Annotated in this window: 14 protein-coding genes; 2 read left to right on the top strand and 12 right to left on the bottom strand. The window is 30.1% G+C overall.

The annotated features are described in order from the left end of the window. Window positions 1-60: 60 nt before the first annotated feature. The 12 genes from MNO09_RS00345 to MNO09_RS00290 form a co-directional block, all read right to left on the bottom strand. Entirely contained in the window at window positions 61-2,586 is a 2,526-nt protein-coding gene (locus MNO09_RS00345; protein WP_241949951.1) for a hypothetical protein, read from the bottom strand. Next, window positions 2,553-6,359, bottom strand: a complete 3,807-nt coding sequence (locus MNO09_RS00340) for a hypothetical protein (protein ID WP_241949950.1) — start codon at window positions 6,357-6,359, stop codon at window positions 2,553-2,555. The genes MNO09_RS00345 and MNO09_RS00340 overlap by 34 nt, the downstream gene beginning before the upstream one ends. Window positions 6,360-6,361: 2 nt before the next feature. Then, window positions 6,362-7,492, bottom strand: coding sequence for a restriction endonuclease-related protein (locus MNO09_RS00335; protein WP_241949949.1), 1,131 nt, complete (start codon window positions 7,490-7,492; stop codon window positions 6,362-6,364). A gap of 255 nt (window positions 7,493-7,747) precedes the next feature. Continuing rightward, window positions 7,748-8,140, bottom strand: coding sequence for a hypothetical protein (locus MNO09_RS00330; protein WP_016135816.1), 393 nt, complete (start codon window positions 8,138-8,140; stop codon window positions 7,748-7,750). Between the two features lie 121 nt (window positions 8,141-8,261). Continuing rightward, complete coding sequence (locus tag MNO09_RS00325) at window positions 8,262-9,614, bottom strand: hypothetical protein (RefSeq protein ID WP_241949948.1); 1,353 nt, start codon at window positions 9,612-9,614, stop codon at window positions 8,262-8,264. A gap of 169 nt (window positions 9,615-9,783) precedes the next feature. Further along, a complete protein-coding gene (locus MNO09_RS00320) occupies window positions 9,784-11,214 on the bottom strand; it encodes a DUF6119 family protein (RefSeq protein WP_241949947.1) in 1,431 nt (476 codons plus the stop codon). A 98-nt stretch (window positions 11,215-11,312) separates the two neighbouring features. Further along, window positions 11,313-11,462, bottom strand: coding sequence for a hypothetical protein (locus MNO09_RS00315; RefSeq protein WP_241949946.1), 150 nt, complete (start codon window positions 11,460-11,462; stop codon window positions 11,313-11,315). 974 nt (window positions 11,463-12,436) lie between these two features. After that, the gene (locus tag MNO09_RS00310) at window positions 12,437-13,357 is read right to left on the bottom strand and encodes a GIY-YIG nuclease family protein (RefSeq protein WP_241949945.1); all 921 of its coding nucleotides are present in this window, start codon (window positions 13,355-13,357) and stop codon (window positions 12,437-12,439) included. 321 nt (window positions 13,358-13,678) lie between these two features. Then, window positions 13,679-15,097 (bottom strand): UvrD-helicase domain-containing protein, encoded by a 1,419-nt coding sequence (locus tag MNO09_RS00305; protein ID WP_016135812.1) that lies wholly within the window; start codon window positions 15,095-15,097, stop codon window positions 13,679-13,681. 44 nt (window positions 15,098-15,141) lie between these two features. Then, on the bottom strand, window positions 15,142-15,330 hold the full coding sequence (locus MNO09_RS00300) for a hypothetical protein (RefSeq protein WP_016135811.1): 189 nt from the start codon (window positions 15,328-15,330) through the stop codon (window positions 15,142-15,144). 11 nt (window positions 15,331-15,341) lie between these two features. Further along, window positions 15,342-17,975, bottom strand: a complete 2,634-nt coding sequence (locus MNO09_RS00295) for a hypothetical protein (protein ID WP_241949944.1) — start codon at window positions 17,973-17,975, stop codon at window positions 15,342-15,344. Continuing rightward, entirely contained in the window at window positions 17,965-21,051 is a 3,087-nt protein-coding gene (locus tag MNO09_RS00290; protein ID WP_241949943.1) for a UvrD-helicase domain-containing protein, read from the bottom strand. Before MNO09_RS00290 ends, MNO09_RS00295 begins: the two co-directional genes overlap by 11 nt. A 448-nt stretch (window positions 21,052-21,499) precedes the next feature. Between MNO09_RS00290 and MNO09_RS00285 the strand changes: the two genes are divergently transcribed. Together MNO09_RS00285 and MNO09_RS00280 are read left to right on the top strand one after the other, a co-directional pair. Then, window positions 21,500-23,197, top strand: coding sequence for a DUF2075 domain-containing protein (locus MNO09_RS00285; RefSeq protein WP_241949942.1), 1,698 nt, complete (start codon window positions 21,500-21,502; stop codon window positions 23,195-23,197). Between the two features lie 546 nt (window positions 23,198-23,743). After that, the gene (locus MNO09_RS00280; protein WP_241949941.1) at window positions 23,744-24,172 is read left to right on the top strand and encodes a hypothetical protein; all 429 of its coding nucleotides are present in this window, start codon (window positions 23,744-23,746) and stop codon (window positions 24,170-24,172) included. Window positions 24,173-24,381 lie beyond the last annotated feature (209 nt).

Here is a 24,381-nt window from a genome sequence, read left to right as displayed (position 1 = left end):
CCCTAAAAACTTCTAATGACTTAAACTATAAATTTCTTTAATTCAATTCATTTTCTATTTTTATATCTTTATAAATTTCTCATAATCCTTAATTTTATTTGATTGTAAACATATATTCTTTATATACTTTTTATAGTGCTTTTCATATAAATGAACTGGTAAAGGCATATTTATAAAACCACCATATGTTAAAGAGATAAAGCGCAAAGCATGTATTGCGGAATAAATAATCCACCTATTTTCTTTATTCATATCATTTGTTTTATACCTTGTTGTTGCTCTAACTGAAAATGGCTTATTATTGGTTTGTTTAGATTGGGATTGAATAATCTGAACTTTAGATGATTTAGGCGGAACAGAAAGACATTCTCCATTAGATTCAATCATAAATGCTCCGGAACTAGCCATATTATCTTTATTTAAATTGGTAATATGAGGTAAATTATCTGATACCAAGTAAGTAGCTACTCGAAACGGTACCCTTTTCATTTTTTTCAAAAATGATGGCATCTGTTTTTCTTGAAAGATAACTACAGCATTTTGTTCTTTACACTCTTTAAGAATCATAGATGAAAATTCATAATCATTATGTTTTGATGTAAAAACATTATGCCTTTCTGATTCTTTCAATTTTAGAATTGCCTCATCTATACACATCCAGTTTTCTGATATAGTTGAATATTTAATCTGAACAATTCCGTTTTCAACTCGAAAAACTGTAAAAATATAACCTTCCTCACCCGAAATAAGAGTAACTGGCTCCTTAATAGGAAAATAATATACGAATGGTTGAGACACCTTTTTACATTCCTCAATCATTTGATTAACAAATCCTTTTCTTATAAATAGATCAGCAATACAAGATGATAGTTTGTTTTCCAATTCTTTATCTGTCATATCTTTTTTATGAAAACACTGTGTTAACCATCCGAGCTCTAACATTCCTCTCTCTGTAGCAACTTTATTGTCATTTACTTCACCTTTTAAATTTTCCAACTCTAATATCGCTAATCCCGGTGATTGCAATTTGATTTGCTCTTCTCTTAAAAATTGATTCTTAATTAGTTCCATTCGTTTATAAAATGCATCCTCTGGTAAATCTACACTTGTATCTAATCCTCCCATCAGATACATATATTTACTCGCATTAACTAATCGGACGTAAAAAGCTTTTTCCATCATTCTTTTTCTATCATAAAATTGAAAAATACCACCCCCTATATTTTCCATCATATATCTTGCATGGTTATTATAAGGATTGGGTTTTGATTCCCCTTTACTAATCGTTTCTTTTACTACAAAATTACGTAGGGCCTTTTCAAACATCTCTTCAAATTTTGAGCTATCAATTGTAGTTGCATACGTAAGAACAATCTCTTCATTATCTCTGGATTCAAGCGGATCATCTATGTATACCGATCCACCTTTTAAAGAGCTACTAAGACCACTTTTAATAAGTTCAGGTTTTGAATGATATAACTCTAAATAACTCAAAATTTCACTGAAATTTTTTACTAAATAGTATTTATCATTATAATGTAAACCTCTTTGTGCTGGTTTTACTCTATCATTATTATTCTGGGGTACCGTAGAAATGAAATATTTTCCATTATGTATACTAGGATCTTTACAAATTTGATTTATATTAGGCAACTCCCCACCCAATTCCTTCGTGTAAATATTACTTGAGGTAGCATACATTCCGCCATATCCTGGGGATATACGCAATTTTAATTGTTGAATTCTTGAAGTTTCTTCATTCCAAATATACAAGGAGCGTGTCTTGTTTCCATTTGGTATATTAATAAATCCAGTAACAGGATTTATTAAAGGAGTCATTAACCATGGTTTAGTTGAAGTGCTTATATCAATTAATAAATCGCTCTCCCTTCGCTCAAAATTTAATGTGTATGCATAGCTTGTACGTTTATTATTTACTAAGAAATCTTTTGACATTAAAACGTATTCACTATCTTTAACACAAATCCCCCATTCTTCTGGGAAAGACCAATAATTCTCACTTTTTCTAGCTTGAAGTAAGACAGTAGTATTATTATTCTCTAAATATGAGTCTTTTCTCTTCATAAAATCAAAGAAAATCCAACTCGATAGATATTGTTTATAGTTTTCTAGTAATAATAACTTAGAAAGAGAGACATTCTGTAAAAGTGGTTTTATTTTTGCAGACACAAGATGTGGTTCGTATTGGAGTAAAGTTTCATATTTTTTAGTCTTTTCATATTGCTTTGCTATTTCAATCCTTTTATGAAGAAAACGCTGATATCTATTTAAAAGAAAATTTGCTGTATATACACTATTTTCATAATCTATATGCGGATCAAGTAGTAACCAAGGCTCTTTTCCCATCAGTGCCTTATCATCCATACTCATACAAATGAGGTCTTTATGATGATGGTAATGATAATCACGAAATGTGGCTATTTTAAATCCAAATGCTCGATCAACTGAAATCACTTTTTCCCAGTAACTTGAGATTTCACTCGGCATATATACAGCTATCACTTCTTCATTTTCTAGTTTTTCAGCTTTCATTAAAAAAGAGTGAACAAAGTATTTGTTTGACATGTTTCTTCCTCTTTCCATCTTTTATTAATTTTTCTTAATCCATCTAGGAAATAACCATATAAGCTATCCTTTGCTTGCTCATTTATCCAATTGGCGCTCAATAGTTCTTCCCAGATTTTAATCATACTATCTTGAATAGTATCTTCTTCAAACGAATGAATTGCATGTTGTTTTGCAAATGCTGCATCAAGATAATAAACTCTAACATCTGTTTGTCCTCTTTGAAGCCTTCCAATCATTTGAATAATATTAATTAGCATAAACCACGATATAACATTCCTATCCTCTTGTTCTTCCAATTGACTCCAATTTTCTTCTACAGATAATAGATGATACATTTGGGCATTTGTTTTAGTTCTTATTTCTTTAATTCCGTTATAAAACATATAAAATGGGTTGTTATCTTCCACCGATTGTTTCATATATCTTTCTTGCTTTTTGTAAATACCATTTAATATCTTAATAATATTATCTATAGAATCTGATGGAATTAATGGTCTAACCATAAAAAATATACTTCCAAAATAGGATTCGGACTGATATTTTCTTGTACCTTGGTTGTATTTCAAAATATTGTAACCTCTGTTAATTGACAATAAAGGCGTTATCAAAATATCAATTCCACGTTTTGCGATTCTTTCTATTTCTCCAAGTACCACATGATTTTCATCACCTTTTTTAGGATCATTCGTTAGGGCCGCAACCTTTTCTTTAAAAATAGGACGCAAAGCCTTCAATACCCAATCAGTCTGTTCATAAGAGTTAACAACTAGTATAACCTTACGATTTTCTCCTCTTTTATTCCAAAACTCTAGCTCTTCTCGAATTAACAATTCTAATTCTACAGCCATTTTTGTCAAAGCTTGTTCCTTATCCTTAATACCTGATACACGAATGGGAAGCATCAATCCATCATTATCCCGGGCATCTTCGTCCTCATATACAGGATATAAGAACTGCTCTACCTTTGAAGATGGATTAACAGAGGTCATTAAATAACTAAGTGGTACATCCAAATGAAAATGTAAAGATTTTTCTGCATACATAGTTGCTGACATAAATACCATTGCCGGCCCTTTACTATATGTAGCACTATATTCTTCTTGATATTTATCTGTCACCGGTACCCTATCTTCATAAGTAACAGTGGAAACATGTTCATATAATGAAGAAAAGTTCGTTAAAAAATCTCTTCCTACTCCTAGATAGTCATAAGTTTGTAGTACACCAATATGATTTCCTGCTTTTCCTTTTCTCTTCTCCCTAAAATAGTATTGAAAATGTTTACCTGTAGGTGAGCTAGGTAAAAACGGCAAATATCTTTTAGTATGTCGATAATAACTATTAATATCTTCTATATTTGTATTTAACAACAATTCCATGCTAGATTTTTTTGTGATTAACATTTTAAAATGAAAATCAAACATAATAAGAGTCAACATAAAATAAAAATATTTCATTAATTGTTTCTTCAATTTCAAATCAGTCAGTTGCCTAATTTCCACATGATTATTCATATGTTTAAGATGCACAACAACTTTTTCAAAAAAACTATATAATGCTTCATTTTCCATTTGTGTAATTTCCCTAGGGTTATCATCTAAAGTTTTTATTTCCTCAAGATCATTAAAAAAATTACGAATTTCTCGTTCAATAATAAAACCTTTTTCATTTCGTAAAGTACGATTTAAGTTTTTTTTCATATCTAATGTAACAAACAAGTCAAAAAACGGATGATTTTTCGTTAGCATTGTATGAGGTACTTCAAATAAAGACTCTGTTAATTGCTTACAAATTTGATGAATACCAAATGTCTTATTATGAACTTTCTTCCTAACAAATAAATTATTCTTAAGTATCTCATGCATTAAATGTGAAAAGTCACTCGCTTTTTTCGTATGGAATCTCCAGGATCCATGTATTGGTACGCCCGCCAATGGATATTGGACATCTAGATTATGACCTACGGATAAGAAATTCTTCTCAAATAATGTATCCTCACTTCCAAGTAAATGATTTTCTGACAGCAATAGACTATCAGAATTAGCCTGTAAACTATCTGCTTCATCATTAAATATTACATCCAACTCAAAGTGAGCAATTTCTGCATATGTCATATCATATGGATTGGCAAGGGGCATTGGTTTAGAATAAAAAAAAGCCTCTTCTGTACCTATCCAAACTGGACTTTCAGATAATAACCTTTCCGTTACATACATACCGCAATTATTAAATAGTGGACAAGAACAATTACACTCTTTCTTTCTCACCATTTCTTTATTTTGCACTTCATAAGGATCTAACAAAGATGAAGTATCAGAATCCACTTCACTATCTTCATTAATATGAGGCTTGTATACTACCTTTAAAGACATACAAGGTTTCTTTCTCATCTCTTCAATACCCGTATATGATTCTATGGAGCACGTCCCCTTGAAAAATTGCAATACATACTCCTGGGCTAACTGTGCTAATGGATTGATTGTATGATTTCCAGCATTCTCATGTTTGACCTGTTTAACAAAATTCTTAAGATGCTTTTTGGCATTTGCATTACCAATTATAGGGACTGCTTTTACTCCTATTTGATGTAATCTATACACTAACATTAGTGCTTCAGTCACATTAACAGTCCAGACACCTACCTTTGCCCCTTTACCTTTTGGTAAGTCTTTTTGAAATTTCCATACGTTTGTTAATCGAACAATTTCTAAGAGCATTAATGTACTTTTTCCTATCCCTACTCCTGCAGCAATGCCAACTTTATCATCATATCTAAAAAAATTATTTCCTATTAAATTCATAGAATGTAAATTAAAATCTTCTTGTGCCTTTCTAAAATCCCGACCATTTACTATATTCATGCTTTTATAATGCTCTTCAATAAGAGGAATAGAATTATTTGTCCAATGACCATTTTTAAAATCAAGAGGCAAATGCAATTGGTCCCTACGAATTTTTTTTCTTCCCGAAGGCAATTTTATTTTCATTAAATCCCCAGCAAGTTCTTCCTTCTTTGGTACAAGAAATTTAGGAAATCCCTTCTTTGGTTGTTTACCCTTTTGGTGAACAATATTTATTTTAAATTGTTCTTTGTCATTTTTGTTTAGTCTGCCTGTGATATCTTGTTTATAAAAATAAACCGACTCTTCTGGTTCAACAAATGTATCCAAAATTTTCTTTTCATGTGCAATACATTCTTTCAATAATAATTTTTCGTAATTATTTTTTCTATTTTCAAAATACTTAGGATTCATTTCTATCAAAATTTCTTCGTCTTCGTCTTCGTCTTCATTCTTATTGGATACCATATTATATAAACGTAAAACCTTAGGCTTACTTTGATACTCAATTATCTCATCTTCCCATGTCGGTTGTGTCATGAAATTAGAAAAATAGACTCTAATAACATCCATTTCCTCTAAAGATTCTAACCTATGTGGTTTGGGCAATAAAAATTTGTAATTAGGTAGATATGACCAAACATTTTTTACAGTTGGCTGTCCCTTTCCTTCAAACACGCGAAAAAATGTTAAAATTATAATTTCAACAACAACAATTTTACGGAGATAATATTCAAATGCTCTTTTTCTAAAGTTTCTTTTTTTATATTCTGGCCATGTACAAAATATCTCTTCTCTTACCTTTTTCATAGTCATATAATTCTCAATAATCCCCTGTGAAATCATATCACTTTGCTCAAAGAAATATTTAGTCTGTTCGTAAAATTCTGAAACTACATCTTTTGATGCTGTAGTAAAGTTTTTACGCATTTTTATTCTCCTTTTTTAGAGTCTGCAAACATGTTAATTATTTCTCTAAAAGAATAAACTTCTATCTCATTAGCCTCTTTTTCTAAAAGAATTCTCTTAACAGCCTTTAAATATTTTTTATTGGCTTTTTTATCTGGTACTGCAATTAATACATCTTTTAATATTCCAGCCTCCTTGTCCATTATTAAACGTTGTGCCAACACATATTCACTAGAGTAATCCTTAACATCTATATACAAGGAAACACGCTTATCATGTATTATTTTTTCTGCCCTAATGTCACCCTTAGCCTCAATTGCAGGATACATATTTACAGTTACTCCTTTTTTTCCTAATCTGTGGGCTAGCTCAATTTCCTTTTTACCTGGAATTACAGTGGTTCTTTGAATAGCTTCTTTTGTACGATGTGTAACCTTTAAATTAATTAAATTTTGATTCGTTAATACATTATTTTTATCGTAGGATTCCCTACAATCATTGGATAGACAATAAAAGTATGCTAATGCTTTTTGTTGTAAAGTCCATCCACAACTAGGACATATATATTCATACTCCCCAATAATCGGCTCATAGCACTCTTCTAATAGTTTATTAATAAGAAAACTATCATTATCTAATCCTTCAGCTATTTCATTTTCAGCATAATATGGATGTATAAGTGGATGCTCAATCAAATAGTTTCGGAAAAACTCATATTTTTGTTGCATTGTTTTATCCACTATAGATTTTTCCCTACAATATCTAATAACATCTTCTATTGCCTTTGTTTGCGCCTCATATGCATTCTTATGCTCATTGTAAATATGTAAAGCTTCCGACGTAACCCCAACTCTTTCCCCTAATAATATAAGATTCTCATTAATTCTTCTTTCTTTAATAGAGTTCATATTAAAATATCCCCATTCTTTTATGGGTGTTCGTAATAAAGTTAGAAATTCATATAAATTGCATGGATATTTGGATCCTTTGGATCTTAAAAATTCACCTTGTAACTTTTTAAAAAATCTTTCAAATTCAATTACTGCTTCTGAGTCATCCAAAACATAAACTATTCTTGTTATATCTTCTTCTAGCATTTTAGCTTGTTCAATAATTTCGATAAGTCTATCGTAGGTTGCTATTCCCAATATCACCACCTCCTTATTCTTCTATATTTTAGCTAGAATAGGTATGTACAATCAACAAAAAATGGAAATATTAATTATAAAAAAGCTTGATTGAATACTAAATCCCCTATAAATAACAATTTTTTAATGAGCGAATTCAAAAATTACTTACTCACATTTACCCTTTTACTATTTTCACCACTAAAAAAGAGCATTCTAGGTATGAACCCAAAAGCTCTTTTAACTGTTAATAATTATATTTGTTATTCTATATACAAATACTTACTTCGAAATCATTCCATTTAATAAACCTGTTCTGTTCAACCAACTTTTCATGTCTTCTTCAGAAACAACATAATACCGTTCACCATTTGAATTGTAACATTCTTCAACTTCTACTTGTAACGGCATTGTCGAAATTATTATATTCTTACGATTTTCTGTCAAACGTCCCACCATATCCTTAAAATAACGGTCAACCCAAGAATAACCTATATGTCCTTCTACATGTAAAGATAAGATAAGTCGAGACGGTTTGTAATTATTCGCCCAACCATTCCCTCTTGGAGCACGAATATATCCATTTTTATATGTGGTTTTATCGCTCTTCCTACTTTTTTGCGTTAAATAAAAATCTCCCTTTTCATATCTTACTTCTAAACATCTTGCTAACATAACAATCTGCTCCTCTCAATATTATATTATGAGTTACCTCATAGTTAAAATATATACAAGTTAAGATTAATTTTCTTGGAAACAGTTTTAAAAATTTCTTATAAAGGCCTAATAATTTGATTCAATCCATATCACATTGAAGTGCATCAAGAATTCCCTTATTAATTGAGTAAATAAACTCAACACTATCGATAACGTCATAAAACAAATATGTTCTAAGTAGAAGGTTATACAATTCCTTATGAATACTGGCTTTGGCAACATAGAGATCCAACAACCCTTTTTCTCGAAAATATCCTCTACTTATCTTTTCTCTAAAAAACATATAATGAGACTTTTTTTCAAAGGGCTGGATATCTTTATTCTCAATGGTTTTTAGATAATTTCTTACGATATTCATTGTCTTTTTATTCTTATAGGTCACCTTACTCATATAAATTTCTCGAAAATATACTTTGATATCCTGTAAACAATTTGAAAAACATTGTCTACCACCAGCTGAACCCATAACACCAATAATTCTACGAGTTTCCTCTAATTTTTTTTCAAACTCATAGATAGCGTGGCCTTCCGTTATTATCTCTTTTGACATCTTAATTTTTTCTTCTGACAAAAATATTTTATTTGCGATAAATTTTTCATCTAATTTGCAAAATAAATCTGTATTTCCCTCTATCTCTGACGTCAGAATGTCTAATATTTTTAATTCCTCATGAAATTTACTGTAATGACTCCTATAAGAGACAAAAAATCCAGTAAGAGTTTCTGCCTTCAATGTAGTAGACTTTTTCTGTGCTATCCTCTTTTTTTGCAATTGAAAATTAATTAATTTAAATACTTTATTAAGTTGATTCGATAAATTATTAATAATACTTTTCTTATCGATATTACTCGAACTTACAATAACTCTATATACTAAGAATTGAAGGATTGTCTCAGCTACATAATCTATATAATCCCTAATAATATTAAGATTCCTATAGTTTAACCGGATGTCTTTAATAAAACGTAATTCATTAAAAATCACCCTTATAATATTTTCATTACTATTACTCAATTCATGTAAGACATTTTGTGTCGAAACTTTATTGTTCCTTATCATTAGACGGTTTTGATTACACTCTAATGATATCTCTAACAGTTTATAATTTGATTGTTTACGAATGAATTCAAGTGAAAATTTCCCAACCATATCTTCCAAATAAAGAAAGTTGTCAAAACTTCTATCAACATCGTTTTTTCCTATATTAGACACAACCTGTCTTTCCTTTGTAGTATTTAATAGAAAATTTAGCAGTTTCGCTTTTTCTTCCATCTTCAACATCTCGTAAGGAAAATCCCTAAATACACTCCCCTTATCATTTAAATTCTTTATTAAATGTTTTAATCTATTTTCTTGCCCCTTCTTTAAATCTGCCTCATCACATTCAGGCATGTATTCTGTAATATAATAATCAAGTAATTCCTTATCCAAATAATCACCATATTTCCCACATAAAATTTAAGGTAAATTCCAAAATTCTAATGTTAACGATTTTACACTTAGATTACAAATAAATCCAGATACTTTTACCTATCATTTCATTAACAACAACTAATTTAATATATCTAGATCATCTTATAAACAGAGTTGTCTAAAAAAATTAATCATTCTTTTTCTTATCTTTGCTTTTTGTCAAATCTCTGGAAATTAATATCTCTGGTATATAGCCTAACATCCTTATTTTAGTTAGCCAATCTATAATCTCTATCTTGAGGTAAATAGAATTATTTTTAGAAAAATCCACCAATCCATCTTTACCAATTAAATTTTTTGTTTGTAATACTAACAGCATTGCTACTTTTTTAACCCGATTAACACCATATACTTTCAAAACATCACTTTGCGTATTAAATATTTCTGCACTATGAAGAGACTGTTGAATACAATAGCGTATATCAGGGGTGGATCCTATTTTAACATGAATAAGAGCTTGCTCTTGTTCATCATAAAGATCCGCAAATTCAACATTTTTAAAATATTCATGATCATTTTTTCTATCCAGAAATATAAAATTATATGTATCCTTTAAATAGAGATTAAAGGGATATTCAGCATAATTAACTTGGTCATACTCATTTTTATTTGAGGTCTGAATCTTCCTACCCTTTTTTAAAACTTTCTCAGTAAGATTATATTCGCTATAAAAAGAAGTACATTTATTAACCTGAACTATTCCTTTCTCAATAAAATCAATATACGACTGATTAAAACTAGCCCATTTTCCTCGATATAAACAAAATTCTTTACCACGGTAATTGATACTGTAATCTAAAATTTTTAATAATTTCACTTTCCTATTTCTGTTTGAAACTGGTTTTATTGAAACCTTTGTAATATCTGTACATTTAAGCTCTTTAAGCATTTCTCCTATTGACTCTATTGAATAGGAATCTAACTTTCTTGTTTTTTTATCATAAATAATCTCTACCTGATCATCTTTTGCCGGGTTTATAAATATAGTACCATCCTCTTCAATATAGTATGAGAGACTTACACTGACGGACCCCATTTTAATTGCTTCTAATAAGCCTTTATTTAAATCAGAAAACATAGGCTGGTTATCTTCATTATTTTTCAAAAAGGTCATTCTAGGTAGTGTCCCTGATTTTTTCTCATTCTTATAGATGTAATGTAGCTCGTGTATGATATCAATTATATTTTGAGGTTTATAGGAGTTAACAGAAATTTTCACAGATGAACTAAAATTCATTTTATCTTCATATTTTGATAATAAAAATTTAGAGTACTTTTCATCTATATTAATTTTACTTACTAACAGTTCATTACTTTCCCCAATTTCTGGTGTAACATATGAATTTACATTATACTGAGTAAGTGATTTACTTTTAGATTGTTTAAAGAACTTTGCGGACTTAACTTCAATAGATTTCTCATTATATATTATCTCCGCAATATCGAAACCAAAATCCATATCTGCATAACTATTGGCATAACTATATCCTCTTCCTAAAGAAATAGTATATAAACTATTATCTAACCAAAGCAGTATCATACCAAAAGCGGATTCCACTGTTTTTGTCCTTTTAGAAGCATCTTTAAAGAACCCAGACCAATAATTGGCCCATTCTATTTCTACTACCTCATCATTATCTAGCTTAAAGAAAAAATCTATTGTAATATTTTCAACTTTTTTTCATTTTTTATTACTAGCTGACTAGTATATTTTTGAGTTTTACCAATCCTCTCCATATTTTTTCTCTTTAAGTAATCTATAAAATCCTCTCTATTCATAACTTGCTTATATATACTTAATTCCATCTTCATTCCACCTTCTAAAAACACTTATACTATTTTTTGATCAGAAAAGGATAGACTTACAACTTTGTTTTATAGATTATATTAGTCATCCTTAATTCATTTTATAATTATATATTTATAAATAGAATTTATGATTATATAATTTCTATTTATAAAATCTCTTTTATCATAATTCTATCATAGCTTGATTAAAATCTATTTCTGAACTTTCTATTACAAATCCAATTTTCAAACGCCGTGCTCATGATAGATGCGTTTTTCATTCTAAAAATAGGATTTACTCTTTATTTTTAATCAAGTTTTGCAAGTGCCATCTTTTATTCCTCTCGAATGCATTATTGTTTAATATCACTATTAATACGGGTCGTCAAAATGATATTAGATAAACTTCTCTTCTATTATTCCCACCTCCATATTTCCCAATTACAAAAAAATTTTTATATTCATTTTTCAAGTTATAAAATTAAAAAGGATTAATACTCCTTATGCAGTGAGTATTAACCCATATACCACTTTAACGTGAAATTTGTAGATTTAAAGGAATAAACTTTTTTCATCATGTTTATATACCAGGTAATATTCAATAAATGGGTTTATTTTATATCTCTATTTACCAAGAGGTAATATATGAAAAATACATAACTAATCATCGCCATAAAATTTTACTTTTTACATTAAATATCTGAGGTGTACTCATGTAAGTATTAACTATTAAAACTATTCCTTTCACAAAGGAAGCAATTGACAGAATTAAAATAAATTATAAGGTCTTTAATGACTATCCTATTGTTTATATTCTACAAAAAGAGACGGAAGGCTATATAAATGCTTTTAATTGACTTCACACACTTAGACTAAATAGACATAATACTTTTAATGCAATCTGGAAAAATTTAATTGATTGATTCCTCAATCTTCCCACTATATTATATGTAATATACTTTAATTAACGCTAAATCTAAAATTAGTAAAATTTATAATTCTTCAAACTGTATATTAAATATTTTGTTAAAATTTTGATGTTCATAACAATAAATATGACCTTGAAATTTGTCTATATTTGAAAGGCAATATGTTTTAACCTTTTCTGAAACATCTTTTTTACAAAAATCACAAGTTGTATCTACACTAATGATCGGAGTGTTTGGATATACCTTTCGTACTTGCTGAGCTAGTAGAAATGGTATTAAATGAATATGAGCTTGAACATAATCTCTTTCACGATACATTGTTAAGAATATATTGACGTATTGATTAAAGCTATTTGCTTTTCGATCTTTTTTCATATAGGAACCTATAATAGAGCCTAATCCTGGTGGATTATTAGGACACTTTAGCCTTTTTCTAGGAACATATATATCTGGAATGGCAAATGGTAATTCTTTTGATCCAACTAGGTCTCCATACACCCATTGTTCTCTCTTTAATTTTTCTTGATAAACTAATGAATTAATCCCTGTTATTGTTATATCATTGTCCCCTCCAATTAAAATATTATAGCCAAAGGCTGCTTCATTTGTCTTTAATTGGCTAATATAGAAAACCTCTAAATAATTTATAGTTTGGTTTAAAGCATCATTCATAGTTGAGCCTTCATCAACAATTGCAAATTTATCTAGTATAAAAAATAAGAAATTTTCTTCACCGTAATTATTAAAATCGCTTTGTAACTGCTTATTATGCATATTCCCTTCTCTTAATGCATATAACCGTACAGTACGAAGATAATGAAATATTTTTTTAGTAGTTTTTCCAATATACACTTTACCATTTATTTTATTGAAAATAGCGTATAATCCACATACCCTATGTGAATTATGAAATATACAAGAACATTTCTCATCCAACATCTGCAAATATTGTCTTTTTAGTTTAATGTCTTTAACGATTTCCACTCTTTTTCCTCCATATTATTTTGTCGAATTAAAATAAACTTTATTTTAATTCGACAAAATGTTAAAACATATATTCCTTATATTATTATTAATAAATTCATATGATTCGTAGTGCATTTATATTTTAAGCTTATTGTAAAAACACATAAAGAACTTCCTCTTATTAAAAAGCTGCTAACATCACCAAAGAAGGAAGCATTTGTTTTAAATCATGAACGAAACAGAATTATTCGTAACAATATTGTCATCACAATGCATCTAAAACTAAAAAGGATAGACATTTCTATCCTTTTTATAAAATCTTTTAACTGAATTAACGTTCTATAAGGTGAAACTCTTATAGAACTCTGAATCTAATTCCTTAACCAACCTTAACGTGTCACCATAAGTAAATAGTTGTAAATGCCTACAAGCACGCGTAATAGAAACATACAGCAAGCGTCTTTCGATTTCCCAATAATTCTCTTCTTTATCCTCATCTGGTATTCTAATAGGTTCAATTAGGTCAATAATATATACAAAGTCAAACTCTAGACCTTTTGCTGAGTGGAAGGTACAAAGTTTTACACCAGGAGTATGTGGATTTCCCTTCTCCCTAATATCTTCTGATGGAATACCAGCGTCATTTAATGCGCGTTGCATTCTAAATTTTGCTGAGTTTCTTGAAGATCCCTCACGATATAAAATACCAATTGTACAATTTGGTGCTTGTTCAATAATTTGTTTTACTGATTTAATCACTTCTCTATCTTGCGATTCAGCATTTTTACAATTCATTAAATACGGGATAGGGCCTTCCCTCTCTGGCAAATTAGGAATTACGTATTCCTCATCATGAATAATCATATCATTTTGTTGAAGACTTGCTGCTAGTTGAATAATTTGTTTTGTTGAACGGTAGGATTCCTTTAATATTTTCGTACGATTACCCGTAACATTCAATCCAATTTCTTTCCATGTAAAGGATGTTTTATAGATTTTTTGTCCTTTGTCTGCAGCAACAATAAATGATTTTCTAGCAATCTGCTTTAATGCTTGCAGTTGAACCTGTTGTAAATCTTGAGCCTCGTCAATAAAAATGTGATCATATTTAATGGAATCTGGAAATATAGCTGGATTCTTCATGAGAACAACAGCTAAATCATCAAAATCAAGTAAATAGTTTTTCTTCTTATTATATTGATCAAAGACTTGATAAATAATCTCACGGTCATTCATGGTAACACGTGTATTGGTACCGCGCCCTCTTCGATCTACTTTCAAATATTCACTTAAAGTAGTGATATTTTTGCCTTTAATCCATTGTATTTCATCCTTTAGGAAATCGAAATAATCATCATTTTTTACAAAGCGGTGGTCAAGACTTGCTAAGCTTTTTATAGATTCTTTTAAAAATTCTTCCTGTTTATACTTTTGTGTAATAATAGGCTTCTTCTTCATGATCTTACAATATGCACCAAACGCCCATGAGTGGAACGTTTTCACTTCTAAGTTAGGAAGGTTGTACTTCTCAATTAAAAATTTAGTTGCATTCGAAAGAGATCCTGCGTAAGTGAATATTACAACCTTCTCATTCGGGTATTTCAGCGCTGTTTGCTTCGCTTTTTTTAATAAAACAAGCGTCTTTCCACTACCAGCTATCCCTCTAATCAAAATTTCATTCCCTGTGTAATCAACTATATCCTGTTGTTGCTTAGTTAATATTAGTTCAGTACTCTCAAGTTTATTTTCCATACACATACAAAGGGGAATTTCTCCCCTTCTCCTACACCTCTCTTATCATATTACGGCCAATCATCGTCGTCATCATCATTTTCTTCTTCATCCAAGTATTCCAATGCACTTTTAAAGGAGTCTTCTACTAGAACCATATTCAATGCATCATTTGTTAGTTCTTCTATCAAACCTTCTGAATCACTTTCGTTTTCAAATGTTCTCCAGTTAGTAGCTATTTGCCTCCAAATATTATTCATCCTGTTCCCTCCTAACCAATCAGATGTCGTCCTTCACTACAAATATCTACATGAGGGCAGTAACGACAATTTTCTCCTGGTTTAGCATGGAATATATTCTCATTCATTACATCTTCCTTCATATCAATCAACAAGGAAGGCTTATTCTTAACAGTTTCTTCTATCCATTCATTTCTTTTAGCATTTGTAAGACCTGGAAGCTGAAAATTCTTCCTTGCTTTACTGATTCTAATATTTCCACTAACTGGCTCTAGCTCTTCATCTTGCCTCGCAATTTTTATAAACGTTTCGGCCATTACTTCTTTTTTATAGTTCGTCCAGTGAGGGAATAATTCACTTACCGTTTTAATAACCTTTTCATCCGCTAAAGTGGTACTACGCTTAACCAATCGAATTAATTCCGTAAACATAAATTGATGAATAAATTCATCAGTAAAAACAGGTGAATGACCTAGGATATAACTAAAGTAAAATCTCCTTTTACATTGGTTATATTCTATTAGAAAATCTGTAAATGTAAGTTCTGTTAAATCCTCATCATTTATATCTACCGCTATGTCTTCAAAATCAACTGGATTAGGACGTGTTTTCACTACAAGGTGATTTGCCTTCTCCTTATAATCTATTACTTTTAATCCTAGTTGATGGACATACACAGCAGGTTGCAGATCTTCCTTATCTAAAAAGTTTTGCATCCAAGACAGTTCAGTACTTTTATCTAATAAGAATTCCAAAGCAATAAATAGTAAATACCTTGAAATCTGCTTGATAGATTGGTTTCTCAATGTATGTAATTCAAGTACTTCATGACGAATGGAGAGTTTTTCAAACGTAACCTCTTGTAATGGCCATGGTGTACTGAATTCATCAAGAGGTAGACCTTTTTCATCTAGCCCTGTTAGATAAAAGGTATGAATATTTTGTTTAAAAGCTTCCCCATCAACCTCAATAAACGGTTTTATAAAGGCTTCATCTGTGTTTGATAATTTCCCACTCAAATAAACATTGATGGCTTCCCCAACATCATCATATAGAAAGAAATTATCATCCTGAATTTTCTTTAATTTTTCATTTAATGAATGAATAATATCCGTTTCATCTTGAAGTAATTTAGAATGCTGTATTGGATTATATTTATCTAATATCCCTAATAATTTATCAAAATGCTCACTTATAGAGGCTTCTCTTGCTTCTATATCAAACAATTCTTCTGCAATGAAAACGAGTTGCTTCACAAAATAGTGAACTTCTTCAACTTGCTTCTTGCTTAGTGAAAAATGAGCAAATTTAGAAAAGGGACTACGCACACTCGTTACAACCCTATCATCATCTGGCCCTTCAAAGGCTGGTAATATTTCTTTGTAATGCTTCATTAAATTAGAAAACCTCGGTAACCAATCCCCATGAATTGTACGGCAATTACCGAAGAACGGTAACAGTTGCTTTAGCAAGTATGTGTAATCTCTAGCGTTTTTCTTCGTGATAGGATTATATAACCAACCTGATGAAAACGCTGAAATTAAAATATCTTCATTTAAAATCAATGTATTATCATCAATCATCTGATGGATTTTACTAATGAATTGACCAATCGGATATTGTAAAAAGTTTCTGCTTTCCGCAAATTTATTAGGATAATATTGAACAAGGATCTCATTCAACATATCAGCATTGGTTGCAATAATTTGTACTTTATCCTTGTTTTTATCCTCATCATTCTCTGTCTCACCAATTGGATAATTAGGAACAACTACATCATTTAAAAAATCAAAAAAGGAATTATAACGAATAACTTCTCTTTTAAGGGTTCCCCCCGTTGCATTCTCTCCTTCAAATGCACTCAAAAATTCAGTGCCGAGGGACTCTTCCTTGTTTTCTCGATTACTTTCAATTTGCCAATTATCAGTCCACTGATATTCTTTAGAAATAAAGCCTTTTATAAAATCAAAGGTTGCTGGAAAACGATGATCATAAAAATTAAAAAATGTAATAGAAAATCCTGCCTTCCTGAGAGCTTGTAGAAAAATCTGCTGCTCAGGTGTAATGAAGTAAAATCCATGTAAGACAAGCTGATTCATTCCAACATCTAGGGCCGGTCTTTCACTTTCCTTTAAAAGCTTGTTGATTTTCTCTTTGATTTCTTCTATTGCCCATCCCTTACGAAGCTTATTTCGGATATTTGTATAGGTAGTATCTTTTTCCTCTACATCAAACCAAATTTGTTGAAAGAGCTTTTCCTTTTCTGTTAGCTTATTACTTTCTAGATTTATTGTAGTTAAATCAATGGGTTTCACCCCGGTATACGTCAGAAAGCGAATCGTTTCAAGAAGATCAGGACGATTATTTTTAAATGCATTTTTTAATTCTGCATTCTCCGTGTTAAGCTCATTGATAACCCGAGAAAGCTTTAAATATTGTTTTAGTTGCTCTTCGGGTAAATTCCATCTTGTTAATAATTCATCAATAATTTCGCGAATTGTAAACACATAACAAAACTCTCGTTCTTCTTTGTTTTGATACGCCTCTACAATACCGTCCTTCATATTTTTGGTAGCACATATATGAATAGCATTTTTTATCTTGTTATATTTTGAATGATTTCTCCAACGCTTCGGATCATCATATGTATATACATCAACGTTCATGATTCACCTCATTAAAAGCTCGTCCTAGTAAATTACCCCATGTATTTTCACTTATTTTTTCAGGCATCATTAAAATTAGTCTCTTTTTCGCACGTGTCATCGCTACATACAACAATCGTGTCTCTTCTCTTTCTACCTCAAAGCTTTCATAATTTTGTAGTGTAGCAAAATAATTATTTTTAATATCTTTAGCTTTCCAACCAACAGTCCGTTTATCGTCACCCATCTCTTTTTCATCTTGTATGTAAAAAGAGGCTTGTTTATTACTAAATGAGTGGTTCAGTTTAGGCATAATAACAGTATGGTACTCTAGGCCTTTCGAGCGATGAACAGTCGTAATTTCTACAACTCCTAATTTCGGTTCAATCATTGGTTCATTTTCATTACGATTTACGCGAATTTGTAAGGTTAACCATTCATGTATGTTCCAAAGCGTACCACTCATGGAATCAAACTGCTTTTGAATGATGTTCATTAAATGATATAAATTTTTCTCATACTGTTTTACAGCTATCTCAATCTCTAGTTGTTTTATAGACTCATCTATGTCTGGGTCATCTCCATACTTCACTTCATAATAGGATGAAATATGTTGTAGTAATCCCTTTTCAGAGATAATCTTCTGTATAACAGCCATAACAGGTAATCTTTTTAACTCATCGAGATACTGCGTAAAGTCATTTCCCATATGCAATTGTAAAAACTTTATAATCTTCTCACTATCACCTTTTAAGGGAATAAGTAGTTTAGTTGGAATTGCATATCTAAAATAAGGTGATTGTAGAAAATTAACGACATGCTTTGCCTCACCTGGATACAACAGAGCATCTAACATCATTTTAAAATGTATGACTGCATCTGATTTATAAAACGTACCATCTAAATTTTGTACAGTCCCTATTCCTGCTTTTTCACACCACTCTCGTACTTCAAGAGCTTGTTTATTCGTACGTACAACAAGAGAAATTTTTTTATTTTCATCATCTGGTAACTGTTTGGTTATATCCACAGCTTCGAAAATATGACGTACTGTTTCTTCCTCTACATTATCCTTATTTGTATTAGGGTAAAGGAACTCCCCTATTGTTGGTTCATTAATCTTCATCCCCCTCAAACGATCATCCTCCGTATAAGGAAGTAAACACTCTTTACCTTTTGGCCCCCAGCACTTCTGTCCCCAAACAGAAAATACCTTATCTAGCTTTTCTAATAAACTGCTAGTTGTTCGATAGTTTTGATTTAAAGCTACAGGCGTAAATGATGAATTCACTCTCTCTGCTAATCTTGTAAAGGACGTGTAATCTGCACCACGGAAACGATAAATCGATTGCTTAATATCCCCAACCACAAAAAGATGATATGTTAATTGATTTTGTAGACTTGCCACTAGTTCAATTTGTGTATTATCACTATCTTGAAATTCATCGACAAATAGATATTTATCAGTTTGAAGCTGTTTGAGTGTATCACCCTGTGTAAATAACTTTAGTTTTCGGACCATATCCCCTGTATCAATCGCATTTTCTTTCTTTTTTTGTGCTTCTAATACACCTTCACATTGCTTGAATACATATTGAAAAAGATCCTTAAGAATTTGATGCTCTTCTGTTACTACCGTACCCCAAACAATTGATTCAATTTCTCGTCTAGTTAAACCCTTCTTCTCCATTTCATCCCAGAAACTCTTCATCATATTTATAACTTCATAAAATTTTAAATTTAAATCGACTAGAACTTTCGCAGAATGTTTTTGGAAAAACTCGTTAGCAAGCTTTTCAAGGATGTCACTCTTCGTTTTAATAAAACTTCTTACCTTTAAGTTTCTACCAAAACCAATTTCATGTGCTAATTGAGTTAAAATAGATTTAGAAAACGCATGAATTGTGCTAATTTGTATATTTTTTACTTCTTCAGCAAAGTAAAGATATTTTGTTTTCCCTGTCAATTTAAACATGCTTAATAATTTCTTTTGCAAACGCTCCTTCATTTCATTAGTAGACGCATTTGTAAAAGTAACCATTATGATGTCTTTCAGTGTGATGCCAACCTTTTCTAACAGATAAAAAATACGATCAATCATAACGTATGTTTTTCCTGTCCCCGCACCTGCTGTAATCATTAAGTTATCCGTATGTGGATTGTGAACTGCTATATACTGACCCAAATTAAACTTTGGGAACGCCGGAGACAATATATTCTTTAAGAAGGATGCCTCTACCTCTCCGTCTTGGATAATTCTTGTATCCACTGAAAGGTTTGTCTCTTTTGTTTGAAAAACTTGAAGTTGAAATTCATCACAAAATTCCTTTTGCAATGCAAGCCAATTCTTAGAAATAGAAAACGTACTAAAGATATAGATTTTTAAGCCTTCCTTTAATAACTTTTCAATTTCTTCTTTCTCTTTGTGAAATTGCTCCTCACTAGTAAAAACATATAAATTAGAGAATCGTTTTTGTTTTTCGCTTTTTATTTCATCTGTTTTTTCCCTTGCCAAATTTCTAATATAAAAATGTTTTTTTAATGCATCCCATTGAGAATCCTGTAAATTCAATCTTGCTTTATATATATTCATACGCTCAAGTTTTTGAATCCAAGTCCCTTGTTCAAAGTCATCTTTAAACAATATAAAAGGAGTATTTAACAATTGGTTAAAACCACGCTCTATCCATTGTTCACTCGTAATATAAGGTAAGGCCACTACCGCTCGCTTAGAAAACGCTCGATTCAGACTGTCCTTTTTTTCAATATCATCACACAACATATTTAATTGTTGCTCCGCTTGGTTAAAAGGCTCGCCTTTAGATGCATAATAATCTTTGGTAAAGTGCCATATATGACCCTGTATTCCCTCAATTTGTTTTATATTTATTCCTTTTACTTCAATTACAGTTACACCAATGTCACGATCAACTAATAAGATATCTATTTCTCTTTTACTAGCATGATTTTCCTTGAACATTGGAAAATGTAAAAAACCAAAACTTTCACGTTCAATGAATGCTGATTTTACTTTTTTCCAAACGTAACGCTCCGCATCAATGCCTGGCCGATATTCAACCATTCCTTCAATAAACAATTTGTACAAACCCCCAAATAAAAAACATTAGTATTATTATACTAAACCTTCAATCTAAAATAGATAATTTTTTACAAATTAATACATACTTTGGAATTTTACATGGTAATTAACTCCCCTAATTAGAATCTGAATTAGAATTTTTCTTCAGCTCAATTAAGGTTTAATCCATATATTTTCTATTAAACAGTTATATTTCTTATATCAACATAATATCCAAAGATATCAATTATTTCATATAGATGCCATTTTATATTGTACCAATAAATAATACATAAGTTGTATATTTATTTTTTAAATTATACAATTAAAGTGAAATTCTGCAATTTTTAAAGCCTTTAAACCTTTTTCTAAGTATTTCAAAGCCATTTTATTTAAGCAAGATTTAGCAGTAATGTTTTCCACTTTGAATCTAAGACATTGGTATCTAAAAATAGGAGGTATATGCATGGAAGGATTAACTATTAAAACTATCCCTTTCACAAAAGAAGAAATTGATAAAATTAAAACGGATTATAATGCTTTTAATGACTATCCTATTATTTATATCCTACATAAGGAGAAGGAAGCTTATATTGGTGAAACAGTAAATGCTTTTAATAGATTACACAACCATAGACTAAATAGGAATAATACTTCTAATGTTAAAAACAGACATGATTTTAAGCACGTAACACTGATTAAACATGAAAAATTTAATCAATCTGCTACATATAATTTGGAAACAAAGTTAATTAATTATTTCTTAGGTGATGAACGTTACACGTTAAGAAATGTTAGTCAAACTGTATCTTCAGTTGTGCATAACTACTATGAAAAAAGCTTTTATAATGATGAAGTTTTTAAAGAAATCTGGAAAACCTTGAAAGATACTGAACAGATTGTTAATAAGGATCTATTTTTAATTGAGAATAATGATATTTTCAAACTATCTCCGTTTAAACAACTTACATCTGAACAGTTTGAATTATACCAAGATGTTGTATATGAATTAGAAGAGCAATTCTATAAAATGAATACGCAAAACAAAACAGAACATAAAGTAATTTTCATTGAAGGCAGTGCTGGGGTTGGTAAAAGTGTCGTTTTAAGTTCTCTTTATTATAAAACGTTAGAGATGTCTAAAGACAAAAACTCACATTTATATGATACTTCCAGTTATATTTTGATTAACCATAATGAAGCGTTAAAAACGTTCCATAGCATAGCTTCTAATGTGAAAATTATGCAGAAGAATAAAATATTAAAACCTACTTCTTTTATTAATCAAATGCCATTAGATACAGAGACTACACCAGTTGATATTGTATTTGTAGATGAAGCTCATCTACTACTTTCAAGCTCAGATTCTTACAATTCATATCACGGCCATAACCATCTAGAAGATATTATTAAAAGAGCTAAGGTGACTGTTATTATCTTTGATTCTAAGCAAGTAACCCGCAATAAGGCATATTGGGATGCTAAAACTTTAAATGCCGTCCTATCAAAATATAAGCCTAAAAGATATAAACTTTCTACTCAAATGCGAATGCATGCTGGCAATGAATTAGTTTCATGGTTAGATAATTTAGTTCAAAAGAAAATTACACCTATGCCAAATGTCCCTAACACTTATGATTTTGACATCTTTGAACATGCTTCTGATATGCATAAAAAAATACAACAACAAAATACTAAATGGGGACTTTCTAGAGTTGTTTCCACATTTGATTTTGAACATAAAAAAGATGGTGGAAAGTATCATGTTACAACTGGCGGCTTAGATCTACCATGGAATCTTACCGATTCTTCTACAACATGGGCACAACGAGAGACAACTTCTCCACATGGAAGTTCAGTTGATGAGGTAGGTTCAATTTATACAGTACAAGGATTTGACTTAAACTATGTGGGGGTAATATTGGGTCCATCTATCTCTTATGATGAAAAAAATAATAAACTAGTAATATTAAGTGATAGATATAAAGACACCGAAGCATTTAAAGGATTAGGAGATCACCCTAATGCTACAAAAATAAAAGAAGAAATCATTTTAAATGCGCTTAATATCTTGCTAAAACGAGGCATAAAAGGTCTTTATTTATATGCACATGATGAAAAACTAAGAGCTAAGTTACTAGAAATTAAAAAATCTACTCTTTAATACAAATAACTTACTACAAAGATACTCATTAGTACTTAGTATTTAGTCAAAATATATTTTAACCCTACCTGCTTCTACTGTACTTGTTATCCTACAAGTTATTTATTAGCTAGAATTTATATACTAAGTCAAAAAGAATGTAGGTTTTTAATCTACATTCTTTTTATTGCTAATTTATATACTTTGAAAAGCGTTGTCTTCATACTTCTAAACTTGGACTAATTATTTTAATGAATTTTTTATAAATCTCTTTATAGATAATAATTTCATTCCAAAGTAAAGTCCTTTCCTACAGGAAATCATATATTTTTCTATGTCTCATGCAAATTCCATTCTCTATCAAATTTCCTTTCATATTCATAAAAACTTCTACTATATATATTTCCTGAAACAATCCATAAAAATAATTAATTGATATAAACGGTTATTAAGGTATAATGAGAATAATAAAATTTAGGCACATTATCATTCCAAAAACTTTTATTTCCTCATAAAACAATACATTTATATCTGTAAAATCCATTTAATCGGAAGGCGGTAGATTATATGAAACGTTTAAATAGAGAAGAAAGTGGCAATTTTGGAGAATCCCTGGTATTTGATAAATTAGTTTCTTTAGGCCACACTGTAGAATATGCTGCTACTAATCAAAAAGGATACGATTTATTTATTTTAAATAAGAAAAAAAGAATAGAAGTAAAACATATCCAAAGAAGTGGATCTGCTTCTCATGATTCATTCATATTAAAAGAAGCACAAACTCGATTAAATGCATTTCATAATCTAATATTACTTATCAGTGATTATGCAACCGATAAGTCGGAATATTATATTTTTTCAGAACAAGACATCCAAAATATTATCTCAAACAAGTACACATCTAATGGAAACTATACATTTAACTTAAATACAGATGGTACAAAACTAGCTAGTAAAAACCTTTTTGAATTCAAAGACAAATGGCACAAAATTTAAATTAGTATTCTAATGAGGCTATTTACTCTCTAACCTGTCAATTAAAAATTCTAGTGGCTAAAATCATAATACCTTATTGTGTTTTAACTATATTCCTCTTTTAACAAAAAATAAAAAAGCAACTAATTCTTTTATAGAATTAGTTGCTTTTTTATATATCAAAGGACGTAGCAAGTATAAGATGAATTTAAAACAAACATAACTCACAT

Origin of the sequence: Bacillus sp. N5-665, from assembly GCF_022637375.2 — a bacterium.
Lineage (GTDB): Bacteria > Bacillota > Bacilli > Bacillales > Bacillaceae_G > Bacillus_A > Bacillus_A wiedmannii.
This window is presented reverse-complemented; position numbering and strand designations above follow the sequence as displayed.